Origin of the sequence: Elioraea thermophila (ex Habib et al. 2022) (assembly GCF_003336755.1) — a bacterium.
In the GTDB taxonomy this organism is placed as follows: domain Bacteria; phylum Pseudomonadota; class Alphaproteobacteria; order Acetobacterales; family Acetobacteraceae; genus Elioraea; species Elioraea thermophila.
Genome location: NZ_QMDI01000002.1, coordinates 1 through 14,430 on the forward strand (window position 1 = coordinate 1; position 14,430 = coordinate 14,430).

The following is a 14,430-nucleotide window of genomic DNA, read 5'->3' on the forward strand; positions in this document are numbered from 1 at the left end:
TCAAAGCGCATCGCTCGGCGGCGAGCCTGCGCAAAAGGGGGAACCTCGCGCTGCCTCGGCCGCACCACACGAAACTGCATGGCGTTTGCGACGAACGAGGGCGACCGCCGATCTTCCTGTTGAGCGAAGGGCAGAGGAGCGACCACGGCGGTGCCGCGCCGATCCTGCCGCACCTGCCCCCGCGACCGCGCTGATCGCCGATCGCGGCATCGCCGCCTGCCTTCCCTCGATGCGCTCACGCAAGACACGCTTCCCACCGACGCCGCGTCCTACCGAAAGCATCGCCGCGTCGAGATCACGTGCGCCCGCCGCAAGAACTGGCGCCGCATCGCCCCCCGATACGACCGATGCCCCCACCTCTTCCTCGCCGCCATCACCTTCGGCGCGATCGTCATCTTTTGGCTTACACAATGAGGCCTGAGCCTAAAGCGCACGCCGCATAGGGTCGAAACCACTGTCTCCCCTGGAGGACGCTCCCTTCGGTCGGGCCCGTCACCAACCGCTGGGAAGACAGGTTATACTTACCTGTCGACGTCAGAAAGGAGCGTGAAGTGAAGGCGTTCGAGCTCGATCGTAGTCTAGTCGACAGCTATGCGACCTTCTCCCGATCTTTTTCGAAGGTTCGCGCGCCTGACCTCAAGGCGGCTATCGACAGGCAGTACGACAGCGGCGTCTTCTGGCCCGACGCATTGCTGGCACTCAATCCGCACTACGAGGCCGGACCGACCGTCGACGATCTCGTGGCTTCGGGCGATCTCGACCCGCTCACGGCGCTGGTATTTCGCGTCGAAGGGAAGCCGATCCGGTTTCACGCTCACCAAGCACAGGCGATCGCGAAGGCCCGCGCAGGCCGGAGCTTCGTGGTGACGACCGGCACCGGATCGGGCAAGTCGCTCTGCTTCTTCGTTCCGATCATTGACGCTGCCATCAAGGCACGGAAGCTGGCAGACCGGCGACGCACGCGCGCCATCGTCGTCTACCCGATGAATGCGCTCGCCAACAGTCAAATCAAGGAAGTCGAAAAATTCGTTGCGCAGGCTGACATTCCTCAGCATCTCCGACCTACCGTCCGGCGTTACACGGGCCAGGAGGCGGAGGCGGAGCGCCAGGAGATCGCTGACAATCCGCCTGACATTCTCCTCACAAATTACATGATGCTCGAGCTTCTGTTGACCCGGCAAGATGCGCTCGACCGGAAGGTCATCGCCAATGCCAACGGTATCGAGTTCATTGTTCTCGATGAGCTGCACACTTATCGCGGGCGCCTGGGTGCCGACGTCGCCATTCTCGTCCGTCGGCTCCGTGACCGCTGCGCAGGGGAGACATCGCCGATCTGCATCGGGACCTCGGCGACCATGGCAAGCGAAGGCACCGATCCGTCTCCGGCAGAGATCGTTGCGGAGGTCGCGTCGCACCTCTTCGGCCTCAGGATCGGGCCGGATTGTGTCATCAACGAGAGCCTTCGGCGCGCGACGGACGACAGTCTCTCCCTGGCCGACGTTCGACCGCTGCTGCGCAGCGCCGTCGAGACGCCGCTGCCCGACGCCCTCACCGACGCGGACCTCCGCCGGCATCCGCTGTCGGTCTGGGTCGAATTGTCACTCGGCCTGGAGGATGGTCGGGAGCTAAGCCGGAAGAAGCCGATCCCCTTCGGCAAAGCGGCCCAAATGCTGGCGGATGAAACGGGATTGCCGAAGGAGCGGTGCGCCGTTGCGCTCGAAGCTTTCCTGACTAAAGTCAGCCTTCCGGAGTATGCCCGTGGCGGGTCGGGCGACCGTGCCTTTATCGCTTTCAAGCTGCATCGGTTCATCGCAGGATCCGGCGAGGTCTACACCACGCTTCGATCGGCACCTCGCAACGTTTCGCTGGAGGGGCAGATCAAAGACCCCTCTGACCCGGAAGCGCGACTTTACCCCACGCGCTTCTGTCGCTCCTGTGGCCACGAGTTTCATGTGGTCACCTTGGTGGAGGCGGACGGCAAGCAGGTTTTCCTGGCCCGAGACATCGACGACACGCCGCTCACCAGTGACGATGGCGACGACCGGGCTGGCTATCTAACGCCGGTTGGCGACGGCGACAGCGAATACAAATTCACGGGAGACATCGAAACTTACCCCGACGAGTGGCTTGAGGAGCGTGCCGGCAAGGTGGCTCTTCGACCGAACCGCGCCAAGCAAAAACCGATCCGGATGTGCGTCGCAGTCGACGGAACCGTTCGGCCGGACGGTCGACCATTTTGGTTCCTTCCGGGAAAGCTCGGCTTCTGCCCGTGCTGCCACCAGATCCCGGAGGCGAAGTCCAGCGAGCGCACGAAATTGGCCGGCCTGTCTGCGGAGGGTCGCAGCTCCGCCACGACGATCATCGTCACCAGCGCGCTGGAGTGGATGAATCGACCGAACAGCGCCGTTCCGGAGGACAAGCGCAAGCTGCTGGTCTTCACCGACAACAGGCAGGACGCTGCGCTTCAAGCGGGACACTTCAATGATTTCCTATTCGTCAGCCTGCTGCGCGGTGCACTCCTGAGGGCCGTTCTCGATGCGGAACAAGATGGACTGCGTGAAGACGAGTTCGGCCGATGCGTCGGCCAAGCTCTCGGCTTCACCGCTGAGAACACCGCCTCACGCAGCTACTGGATGGCGGATCCCAAGGCGGGTGGCGTTCAGCCGAAGGACGCTGAGCGGATACTCACGAAAGTTCTTGCCCACCGCGTCTGGACGGACCTCCGGCGCGGCTGGCGTTTCACCAACCCCAACCTCGGCGTGCTGAAGTTGATCCAAGTCGAGTACATCGGCCTCGCCGAGCTTGCATCAGACCGAAAACGTGTGACTGCCGCGAGCCCGATCCTCGACCGGTTGGAGCCGAAGAAGCGTGAGGAGGTGCTGCGTCAGATCCTCGATGCCATGCTGGAAGGGTTGTCGGTCGACACCGAGTCGCTCGATCAGACCACTCTCGACTCCCTATCGCAGAGTTCGCGGTCCCTGCTTCGCGACCCGTGGGCCATCGACCGCAACGAGACCCTCCGGGGCAAAACCACCTTCCTGCTGGATGCCCCTCCCCGGCGTGAGACGCCTCTACGCGACGAGCAGACCTTCGTGCGTGGCGGCGCTCGATCTCGCCTCGCGCGGCAGATCAACCGGCTATTAGGGCACGGCACGAAGCTTGGGACCGCCGAATACCGCGATTTTATGGAGCAAGTCCTCTCTTTGCTTGCGGAGGAGGGACTGATCCGGCAGGTCGGGACGTTGCAGAACCGCCCGGGCTGGCGGCTGGTGCCGTCCGCCGTGCGCTTGGTTCCAGGCGATGCGGCCAAGCAGAGCCGGCCTCTCGGCAATGCCTACTTTCACAACCTCTACCTCGGCATCGCGGGCAGCCTCGGCCTCGGGAGCACGCCCTTTTTCGGTTTCGAGGGGCGCGAGCATACGGCGCAGGTCCGGCAGGAGCAGCGCGAGTGGCGCGAGTGGCGGTTCCGCTTCGAGGAGGAGGACCGCAAAAACATTGCCCAGCATGAGGCGGAGATGCGGGCCGCTTTCGAGCCGACCCAGTTTCTCCCGGTGCTCTTCTGCTCGCCGACCATGGAGCTTGGCGTCGACATCTCGGCCCTGAACGCCGTGTACCTGCGGAATGTTCCGCCGACGCCTGCGAACTACGCGCAGCGCGCCGGCCGCGCGGGCCGCTCGGGCCAAGCAGCCCTGGTCGTCACCTACTGCTCGGCGCAGAGCCCGCACGACCAGTATTTTTTCGCGCGGCGTGAGCAAATGGTGGCAGGCGTAGTCCGCCCCCCCGCGATCGATCTCAGCAATGAGGCGCTCGTCACATCTCATCTGCATGCTGTTTGGCTCGCGGAAGCGCGCCTGGCGCTGCCACCCGACATCCCCGACATCCTCGATCTCGAGGCGGACGGCTTTCCACTGAAGCCGAAGATTCAGGCCGTCATCTCCGATCCCGCGCTGCCGGGCCGGGCTCAGATCGCCATGCGTAGAGTCCTGGACCAAGTGCTCGTGTCGCTCGGCGACATCCCGCCCGCCTGGCTCGGGGACGCGGATGACTTCGTCGCCCGCGTCGCAGCCGAGGCACCCGTGGAGTTCGACCGTTCCTTCGACCGTTGGCGGGAGCTCTATCGCTCGGCCAGACGGCAACTTGTCGATGCCAATGCCCGCTCCGAGACGCCAGCTCTGTCCCGTGCGGAGCGTCAGCGTATCAGGGAGGCGCAGGCACAAGCGAACGAGCAGTTGGCCATCCTGGAGCAGGGAAGAGCGAGCAGCGGCTCCGACTTCTACTCCTACCGCTACCTCGCGACGGAAGGCTTCCTGCCCGGCTACAATTTCCCGCGCCTTCCGCTCTATGCCTACGTGCCCGCCTCGGCAGGCCACACCCGGCAGGGCGCCTTTCTGCAGCGGGCCCGCTTCCTGGCCATCTCAGAGTTCGGCCCGCGCAGCCTCATCTACCACGAGGGGCGCGCCTACCGCGTCGTCAAGGCGAAGCTCTCCCCGCAGGCCCGCAGCGCGGACGGCGACGGCCTGGCGACGAAGGAGATCTTCATCTGTGGCGAGTGCGGAGGCGCCCACGACACGGAGGTCGAGCGGTGCCACGCCTGCCGGGCGCCAATGGCTCGGGCTTTGTCCATCCGAAGAACCCTCCGCATCGACAATGTGGAAACGGCGCCCGCCGAACGCATCACCGCCAACGACGAGGAGAGGGTGCGACAAGGCTTCGAGATCCAGACGGTGTTCGCTTGGCCGCGCCGCAACGGCCGGCTCGTCGTGACGGAAGGTGTCCTGAAGGCGGACGACGAGGTCGTGCTCACCCTCCAATATGCGAACAGCGCGGAAATCAGCCGCCTCAACAAGGGCCTGAAGCGGCGGAAGGACAAGACGGTCCTCGGCTTCAACATCGACCCGCGCAGCGGATATTGGAGCAAAGCCGAGGACGAGCACGAGGACGATGCCGCCCACGACCAGCCAGGGGCGGTCCGCATTGTGCCCATCGTCCGAGACCGCAAGAACGCGCTCCTGATCCGGTTCGCCGAACCGGCGCGCTTTTCCCCGACCACCATCGCCACCGTCCAACACGCTCTCATCCGGGGAATCGAGGTCGCCTATCAGCTCGACGAGGGAGAGGTGCTCGGGGAGCCGCTTCCAAGCCGCGACAACCGCCGCGCCATCCTCGCCCACGAGGCCGCAGAGGGCGGCGCGGGCGTCCTCAACCGAGTTATTGCTGATCCGAAGGCGCTCGGCCGCATCGCCCGCGAAGCACTGTCCCTGATGCACTACGACAGGGTCGAGGATGCCGTGCTCAGCGGTGACCCCGCGGCCCTGCACGACACGGCGGAAGGCATCTGCGTCCGCGGCTGCTACCGCTGCCTTCTGTCCTACTACAACCAGCCCGACCACGAACTGATCGACCGCACCGACGAGGGCGCGAAACGCCTTCTTTTGACCCTCGCCCGCGGCGAGGTCACACCGCGAAAAAACGACGCTCATCACGAGGAGGGGAGCTGGGCCGCGGCATTCGAGGCGGCTGATCTCCCCACACCTGATCCGACCGGTGTGACCTTCGGCGGGCACACGATCCCCTTCGCCTGGAGGGCGCACTTCGTCGCGGCCGACCCCGGAGCGATCCCAGCGCATGCCCGGACCGAAGCAGAGGCCGCCGGATGGACCCTCGTCGAACTGCCGGCCAGCCCGACCGGCGACATCCCTGAAGGTTTGGCCGCTCTCCTGAAGGGTTGAGCCGATGCCCAAGGCCTTCGCCCCCGGCGACATCGTGCGCGCCCGCGGCCGGGAATGGGTCAACCTTCCCGCGCCGTCGCAGGGCTGGCTCGCCCTGCGTCCGCTGTCCGGCAGCGAGGCGGATCGGGTGTTGCTGAACCCTGACCTCGAATTGCAGCCGGTCGAGCCTGCGCGCTTCGACCTGCCGGCGGACGCCGCCGTCACCACCCAAGCCAACGCCTTGCTGCTCGCGGATGCCTTGCGGCTCACTTTGCGCCGAGGTGCCGGTCCGTTCCGTTCCGCCGCTCAGATCGCCTTCGAGCCGAGGATCTACCAGCTCGTTCCGCTGCTCATGGCCCTGCGGCTCCCGGTGCCACGGCTGCTGATCGCAGACGACGTCGGCATCGGCAAGACGATCGAGGCAGGGCTCATCCTCCGCGAGCTCTTCGATCGCGGCGAGCTCGACAGCTTCTCCGTCCTCTGCCCGCCCCATCTCGTCGAACAGTGGACAGGCGAGCTGAGCAGCCGCTTCGGGTTCGAGACCGTCGCGGTCACCGCGAGCACGGCACCGCGCCTGGAGCGCGGCTTGCCCGTCGCCCAGACCCTGTTCGACGTCCACCCGTTCACCGTCGTCAGCCTCGACTACATCAAGGCCGATCAGCGGCGCGACCGCTTCGCCCGGGCGTGCCCGAAGATGGTCGTGGTCGACGAGGCACACGCATGCGTCGGCACCCACCAAGGACGCCAGCAACGCTTCCGCCTCCTCTCCGAACTCGCTCGCGACCCGGAACGCGCACTGCTGATGCTCACGGCCACGCCGCACAGCGGCGACGAGGAGGCCTTCGCGCGCCTCCTCTCGCTCATCGACCCGAGCTTCGCGTCTCTCCAGTTCGACGACCCGCGCTACCGCGAGCGCCTCGCACGCCACTTCGTGCAGCGGCGGCGCATCGATCTCACCTCGGCGGATTGGGCCGAGGAGCGGGCCTTCCCGAAGCATGTGACGACCGAGTTCCCCTACCGCCTCTCAGCCGACCATCTCGCCTTCCAGGAGAAAGTGCTCGACTACTGCTTCGAGGTCGTATCTCGGGCCGGTAGCGGGCAGAGGGAGAGACGGCTCGCCTTTTGGGGGACACTCGCGCTGATGCGCTGCGTGGGTTCCTCCCCGGCCGCAGCGCTGAGCGCGCTGCGCAACCGCATGACCGGCGAGGCGGAACGATTGGAACCGCACATCTACGACGATGACGGCGAGGACCAGGACGCGGTCGATGTCGAGCCCGCGGCCGCGATGGCTGTCGATGCGCCGCTCGCCGCCCTCATCGAGACGGCAAGCAAGCTCCTGAGCGCACCCGACCCGAAGGTCGAGGCGCTGGTCGGTCTGCTGAAGCCGATCATCGAGGAAGGCCGTAACCCGGTCGTCTTCTGCCGCTTCATCAGCACGGCGGAACACGTCCGCGACGCCCTGCGCCGGGCCTTTCCGAAGCTCCGAGTCGAGGCCGTCACCGGGATGCTGACGCCGGACGAGCGACGCGACCGTGTGGCGGACATGGCCGAGGCCGACCAGCGCATCCTGGTCGCCACCGACTGCCTCTCGGAGGGCATCAATCTTCAGAAACTCTTCGACACGGTCGTGCACTACGACCTGTCCTGGAACCCGACCCGGCACCAGCAGCGCGAGGGGCGGGTGGACCGCTTCGGCCAGCCAGCGCCGGAAGTGCGCTCGGTGCTGATGTTCTCCCCCGACAGCGCCATCGACGGCGCCGTGCTCGACGTGATCCTGCGCAAGGCGGAAGCGATCCGGAAGGCGACGGGCGTCACCGTCCCTCTGCCGGAGGAGCGCGGGCCCGTCACCGATGCGCTGATGGCGGCCATGATGCTTCGCCGCGGAACCACCAAGAAGCAGCTCGAGCTCGACCTGCGGCTCGCCGACGGTGCAGCGCTCATGGAGCAGCGTTGGCGCGATGTGCAGGAAAACGAGCGCCGCTCGCGCACCCGCTTCGCCCAGCACGCCATGAAGCCGCAGGAGGTGGCGCCCGAATGGGCGCGGGCGCGCGACCTCATGGGCGGACCGGACGACGCGCTGGCCTTCGTCGAAGCCGCCATGAAGCGTTTCGACTCCCCGCTCGAGCCGAGCAAGGGGGGCCTTGTCGCCCATGTGCACGCGCTGCCTCAGCCGCTGCGCGAGCGGCTCGCGGAGCGGGGGCTCACCGGCGCCCTGCGACTTGCCACATCGGATCCGGCGCCGGCCGGTACGTGCCTTCTCACACGCACCCACCCGCTGACCGCCACCCTGGCTGAGGCGTTGGTCGAGGGCGCGCTCGACCCCGCTTCCTTGCAGGGCCTCGGCCTGGGGCGGATCGGCGCCTGGCCGACGCCGGCGGTTTCGCGCAAGACCACTCTGCTCCTCTTGCGCCTTCGCATGAAGCTCACGGTCCATGCGCGTTTCGAGCGGCTGCTCCTCGCCGAGGAGGCGGCGCTGCTCGCCATCAGCGAGGGCAAGGTCGTCGCGAGCGGGGCGGAGGCGCGAACGCTTCTGGCCAGCCCCGCCACGCATGACCTCGCCGAGGTCGCCCGCGCGCGCTTCCTGCGCACCGCGCAGGCGGAGCTGCCGGGGCTGCTCGACGGCCCCGTCCGCCTCCATGCCCTGCAGCGGGCCGAGGAGCTGCTGGCCGACCATGCCAGGCTACGCGCCGCTTCCGGCACGGCACCCCGCGTCACGGTCGAGGCGGTGTTGCCGCCCGACGTGATCGGTCTCTTCGTCCTTCTCCCTGCCGCGGCCTGAGGCGCGATGCCGCGCAAGCCGGTCACCGATATTGCCGCTTGGCCCGCGCTCACGCTGGAGGGCAACCTCATCGCGCCGGCGATGATCGCCAGCATCGATCGGCGCGAAGCGGCAGAGCAGGACGAAGCCGACTACGGCCTCCGCAAAGGCCTCTCGATCCGCGACGAGATCGCGCTCGCCTTCCGGGTCGGCCAGGCGCATTGCGCTGACTTCCTGGCAGCCGGCACGGCATCGCTCGGGGCGACCGCCCGTTTCGTCCGCGAATTCCTGCGCGAGACGCTCGGCTTCACCGACCTGCGCGAGGAGGCGGGGCCGATCGCCCTTTCCGCCGGCGAGGGCAGGGTGCCGATCGTGGTGGTACCGCCCGCTGACGCGCTGGATCGTCGCAGCGCCGCGCTCTCGCCGGACCGCCCGCGCTCCGCCGCCTTGGTGCTGCAAGACCATCTCAACGCGACAGATGGCGCGCTCTGGGGCCTGGCCACCAACGGCAAAGTGCTACGCCTGATGCGGGACAACGCCTCCCTCACCCGCCCCGCCTACATCGAGGCCGATCTCGCCCAGATCTTCGAGACCGAGGACCTCGCCTCCTTCGCCTTGGTTTGGCTCCTGATGCACCGCACGCGCTTCGGCCAGGCGGGCACGCCGCCGGCCGACTGCGCGCTGGAACGCTGGCGCGAGGCCGGGCTGAAGGCCGGCGAAGCGGCCCGCGATCGGCTGGCCGGGCAGGTGAAACAGGCCCTCGCGGAGCTCGGCTCCGGCTTCCTCGAGGCGAACCGGGAGCTGCGCGAGAAGCTCGCGGCGCGGGAGATCGGTCTGACGGAGTGGTTCAACGAGCTCCTGCGCCTCGTCTACCGGCTGATCTTCCTGATGGTGGCGGAGGATCGCAACCTGCTGCACCCGCCCGAGGCGGGGGCGGAGGCACGCCGCCTTTACGCCGAGGGCTACAGCGTGACGATGCTGCGCGCCCAAGCCGTGCGCCGCAGCGCCTGGGACCGGCACCACGACCGCTACGAGGGGCTGAAGGTCGTCTTTCGCGCGCTGGCGGGCGGAGAACCGCGGCTCGGCCTGCCCGCGCTCGGCGGGCTCTTCGCGCCGGTGCTGTTGCCCACCCTGGACGCGGCGCGCCTGCCGAACCGCGCGTTCTTCTCCGCCCTCTACCGCCTCGGCTGGATCTCGGACGGGGCGGGGCTCGCACCGGTGAACTGGCAGGCGATGGAGACCGAAGAATTGGGCTCGGTCTACGAGAGCCTGCTCGAACTGCAGCCCCAGTTGGCGGAGGATGGCCGCCGGCTGATCTTCGCTTCCGACGCGGCGGAGAGGCGCGGCAACCAGCGCAAGACCACCGGCAGCTACTACACCCCGGACAGCCTGGTGCAGGCGCTGCTCGATACCGCGCTTGACCCGGTGCTCGACCGCACGGAGGCCGCGGCCGAAAACCCGGCCGAGGCGCTGTTGAACCTCACGGTGGTCGATCCCGCCTGCGGCTCCGGCCATTTCTTGCTGGCCGCGGCGCGGCGCATCGCCACCCGCGTCGCGCGCCACCGCGCCGGTGGTACGCCGTCGGCGGCGGAGTTCCGCCATGCGTTGCGCGACGTCGCACGGCGGTGCCTCTACGGCGTGGACCGCAACCCGATGGCGGTGGAACTCACCAAGGTGGCGCTGTGGATCGAGACGGTGGATCCCGGCCTGCCGCTCGGCTTCTTCGATGCGCAGATCCGCTGCGGCGACTCCTTGCTCGGCGTGTTCGATCTGGCGGCGCTGGAAAAGGGCATTCCCGACGGCGCCTACAAGCCGCTGGCCGGGGATGATCGGGCGACGGCGCGCCATTTCGCCGCCCGCAACCGCAGCGAACGCGCGGGGCAGGGCAGGTTCGACTTCGAACGCGGCGGCGGCGTGCTGCCGGCGGCGCGGCAGTTGGCGGCCCTGGGCGGGCGGCTGCGCGCCCTGCCCGAGGACACGCCGGAACAGGTGGCGGAACGCGCGCGGCTGTTCGCCGCACTCCGCAGCGGGCCGTCGTGGTTTGCCTTCAAGGTCGCCTGCGATGCCTATGTGGCGGCCTTCCTGCTGCCCAAGACGGGCGGCGTGCCGGCGAACCCGAACACGGTGACGATCCCCACCACCGCGCATGTGTGGGAGGCGATGGCGGGCCGCACCTTGTATGGCCCGCTGGTCGGGCAGGTGGTGGAGGCGGCGGAAGCCGCGCGCGCCTTCCACTGGCCGCTGGAGTTCCCGGATGTGATGGCGCGCGGCGGCTTCGATGTGGTGCTGGGCAACCCGCCGTGGGAAGTGAGCCAGCTGTCCGAGAGGGAGTTTTTCGCCGCGCGCGCTCCCGAGATTGCGCAGCTCAGCGGAGCAGCGCGCAAGAAGGCGATCGAGGCCTTGGAGCTGGAAAAACCGGAGGTGTTCCGCGCCTATTCGGTAGCGAAACGGTCTTTCGACGCCTTCAACGAGTTCGCGCGGGAATCGGGGCGCTTCGACCTCACCGCGCGCGGGAAGATCAACACCTACGCCCTGTTCGCCGAGCTCTTCGCCCACCTCGCCGCGCCCCAGGGGCGGGCGGGAATGATCGTGCCGACGGGCATCGCGACGGACGCGACCACCGCGCCCTTCTTCGCCCATCTCGTGGCGGAACGCCGGCTGGTGCGGTTGGTGGATTTCGAGAACTCGGCACCGCTCTTTCCTGGTGTGCACCGCAGCTTCAAGTTCAGCCTGCTCACCCTCGGCCGCGAGGCACCGGCGGCCGAATTCGCCTTCTTCCTCACCGATGTCGCGCAACTGGCCGAGGCGGAACGCCGCTTCACCCTCTCGCCGGAGCAGATCGCGCGGCTGAACCCCAACACCCGCACCGCGCCGGTGTTCCGCTCCCGCGCCGATGCCGAACTCACGGCGAAGATCTACGCCCGCGTGCCGGTGCTGGTGGAGGAAGCCGAGGGCGCGGCGGGCAATCCCTGGGGCGTCGAGTTCTCCCAGGGTCTGTTCAACATGACCTCCGACAGCGCCCTGTTCCGCACCGCCGCGCAGCTCGCCGCCGAAGGCTTCGTGCGGCAGGGCACGGATTGGGTGGCCGAGGGCGCGCGCCCCCGCCAGGGGGTGCTGGCGGCGGAGGGCGGCGGCGATGGCCTGCTCGCCTTGCCGGGGGCGGGGCCGCGCCCGCCCCGGCGCTACCTGCCGCTCTATGAGGCGAAGATGATCCACCAGTTCGATCATCGCTGGGCGGGCTATGCCGAGGATGGCGAGACGACGCTGGACACCCCGCCCGAGCGCAAGCGCGACCCGGGCTTCGAACCCGCCCCGCGCTACTGGGTGCCGGCGGAGGAGGTGGAGCAGCGGCTGCGCGCCAAGGGCTGGACCCGCGGCTGGCTGCTGGGCTGGCGGGACATCACCAACGCGACGAACGAGCGGACGGTGATCGCGACGGTGTTTCCGCGGGTTGGGGTGGGGAACAACCTTCCGCTGATGCTGTTCACGGAGGAGCAGAGCCCATACCTGCTCGCGGCGCTTTCCGCCAATCTGTCAGCCCTCGCGCTCGACTACGCCGCCCGACACAAGGTGGGCGGCACGCATCTGAACTTCTTCATCTACCAGCAACTCCCCATTCTCCCCCCGGCCTTCTACACCGGCCCCCGCCTCGCCTTCGTCCTCCCGCGCGTGCTGGAACTCACCTACACCTCGCACGCTCTCGCCCCCTTCGCGCGCGACCTCGGCCATGCCGGCCCGCCCTTCGCCTGGGACGAGGCGCGCCGCGCCCAGCTGCGCGCCGAGCTCGACGCCTTCTACGCCCGCGCCTACGGGCTCACGCGCGACGAACTGCGCTACATCCTCGACCCCGCCGAGGTGAAAGGCCCTGCCTACCCCTCCGAAACTTTCCGCGTGCTGAAGGAGAAGGAGATCCGCCTCTACGGCGCGTACCGCACCGCCCGCCTCACCCTCGCCGCCTGGGACCGCATGGAGGCCGACGGCACTTTCCGCGCGCTGGACCTCGCGTGAGGATTCACGCCCCGTTCCCGTCCCTGTAGCCTGCCGCCCGGGAGGGGCGAGTCGGTGAGCAAGCGCCTGCGCGACCCGGTGCACGGGCTGATCGTCTTCGCTGTGGAGAACGACCCGGTCGACCGCCTCGCCTGGCGCCTGCTGGACACGCCCGAGCTCCAGCGCCTGCGGCGCATCCGCCAGCTCGGCGTCTCGGAATTCACCTTCCCCGGCGCGGTTCACACGCGCTTCGCGCATTCGATCGGCGTCTTCCACATGGCGCGCACCCTGGTGCGCGTCATCGCCCGGGAAATGGCGCGCAACGGCGAAACACAGGACGATCGCAAGGCCGAGGTCGCGCTGATCGCCGCCCTGCTGCACGACCTCGGCCACGGCCCCTTCAGCCACAGCTTCGAGCATGTCCAGGACGCCGCGGTGCGCGGAAGCGCCATGAGCAGTGGACGGCCGAGATCATCCGCAACCCGGCCGGGCGCATCCGCCCCTTGCTCGAGGCGTTTCGCCCGGGCTTCGCCGACGACGTCGCGGCGCTTCTGGAGAAGGAAGACCCCGAGGACATCTACCACGCCGTTGTCTCCAGCTCCTTCGATGCCGACAGGCTGGACCATCTGCCGCGGGACAAGCTGATGACCGGCACCGGCGCCGGCGGGATCGATGTCGACTGACTGGTGGAGAACATCCGCGTCTCGCCCATCGCGCTCGACGCGCCGGACGGGGACGAGGCTGCGCCGCGCCGCGTGCCGACCTTCTGCCTGGACCGCAAGGCCCTGCCGGCAGCGGAGCAGTTCCTGCTCGCCCGCTACACGCTGCACGAGCAGGTCTATTTCCACAAGACGACACGCTGCGCGGAGGCGATGATCGGCCGGCTGCTCCAGACGGTCGCCACCGCCGCCTCCGATGCAGGGAGCGCGCCGGCACGGACCGGCCTGCCTGCCGGCCACCCGCTGCTTCGCTTCTTCGGCGAGGGCGGGGAGACGGTGGAGAACTACCTCGCCCTGGATGACGCGCTGATCCTCGGTTCGCTGGACGCCATGGCGAAGGCCACCGATCCGGTGATTGCGGAGATGGCCGCTCGCCTGCGCGACCGGAACCTCTACAAGACGCTCGATCTTGCGGAGTTCGGCGCCGACAAGGGCCGACAGGCCAGCCGGCGACGCAAGATCGAAAGAGAGTTCGCCGACGAGATCGGGAACGGCCGGGTCATCCGCGACGACAAGGCCGCAATCGGCATCTATGCCGAGATCGGCGGCGATGAGGAGCGCATGCACAAGCGGCTCCACATCCTCGACGGCGGCACGCCTAAGGAGATCAGCCAGCTTTCCGCGCTGATCAAGGCCTTGGAGCCGAAGAAGGCGTTCCTCCGCTTCTATTTCGCCGACAAGGATGACCGCGACGCGGCACGCAAGTGAGGGAGGCCCCGATGAGCGTTGAACCCGAGCGCGTGGTGGACGAGATCCTCGCCGCCGCCGGCGGCCGGCTGGTCAGCCGCATTCGCCTGCAGAAAATCGCCTATCTGCTGGATCAGCTCGGCGCGAGGAGCGGCTTCCGGTATGTGTATCATCACTACGGGCCATATTCGCGCGACCTCGACGCGGCGATCTTCGACGCCGAGGCCTTCGGCCTGGTGGAAGAGACATACGAGCATCGCCGGCTCGACGGGGCGCGATACAGCGTATTTGCGCGCAGGGCTGATACGGAGCCGACGGCATTCTCCTATCTCAGCGACGAACGGCTAAGGGATGTCGTCAAGCGTCTCGCCGGGGTGAATGCGACCGTCCTCGAACTCGCCGCAACGGCGCATTGGCTGGTGGCGAGCGAGAGAGTGCCGGATTGGAAGGCCGAGATCATTCGTCGAAAGGGATCCAAGGCCAGGGAGGACCGGCTTGCGGAAGCCTTGGGGATTCTTCGCGAGCTCGGGCTTCCGCCTGCCGCAGCGCAGGCCTGACCAGCCCTCGGGTT

At 68.1% G+C, this 14,430-nt stretch carries 6 protein-coding genes; all 6 read left to right on the top strand.

The features are described 5' to 3' along the window. Positions 1-551 precede the first annotated feature (551 nt). Complete coding sequence (locus tag DWB05_RS01865) at positions 552-5,729, top strand: DEAD/DEAH box helicase (protein ID WP_114374486.1); 5,178 nt, start codon at positions 552-554, stop codon at positions 5,727-5,729. A gap of 4 nt (positions 5,730-5,733) precedes the next feature. Next, complete coding sequence (locus DWB05_RS01870) at positions 5,734-8,487, top strand: DUF8741 domain-containing protein (RefSeq protein WP_114374488.1); 2,754 nt, start codon at positions 5,734-5,736, stop codon at positions 8,485-8,487. Positions 8,488-8,493: 6 nt separating this feature from the next. After that, on the top strand, positions 8,494-12,474 hold the full coding sequence (locus DWB05_RS01875; protein ID WP_114374490.1) for an Eco57I restriction-modification methylase domain-containing protein: 3,981 nt from the start codon (positions 8,494-8,496) through the stop codon (positions 12,472-12,474). 54 nt (positions 12,475-12,528) lie between these two features. After that, the gene (locus DWB05_RS01880) at positions 12,529-13,098 is read left to right on the top strand and encodes an HD domain-containing protein (protein WP_114374492.1); all 570 of its coding nucleotides are present in this window, start codon (positions 12,529-12,531) and stop codon (positions 13,096-13,098) included. A gap of 110 nt (positions 13,099-13,208) precedes the next feature. Beyond that, positions 13,209-13,880 (top strand): HD domain-containing protein, encoded by a 672-nt coding sequence (locus tag DWB05_RS01885; protein WP_157967037.1) that lies wholly within the window; start codon positions 13,209-13,211, stop codon positions 13,878-13,880. 11 nt (positions 13,881-13,891) lie between these two features. After that, positions 13,892-14,416, top strand: coding sequence for a hypothetical protein (locus DWB05_RS01890; protein WP_114374496.1), 525 nt, complete (start codon positions 13,892-13,894; stop codon positions 14,414-14,416). The last annotated feature ends 14 nt before the right edge of the window (positions 14,417-14,430 follow it).

Excerpts from the sequence above, each read along its gene's own strand:
- DWB05_RS01870 (WP_114374488.1), top strand. The coding sequence starts at position 5,734 with ATGCCCAAGGCCTTCGCCCCCGGCGACATCGTGCGCGCCCGCGGCCGG.
- DWB05_RS01890 (WP_114374496.1), top strand. The coding sequence starts at position 13,892 with ATGAGCGTTGAACCCGAGCGCGTGGTGGACGAGATCCTCGCCGCCGCC.
- DWB05_RS01875 (WP_114374490.1), top strand. The coding sequence starts at position 8,494 with ATGCCGCGCAAGCCGGTCACCGATATTGCCGCTTGGCCCGCGCTCACG.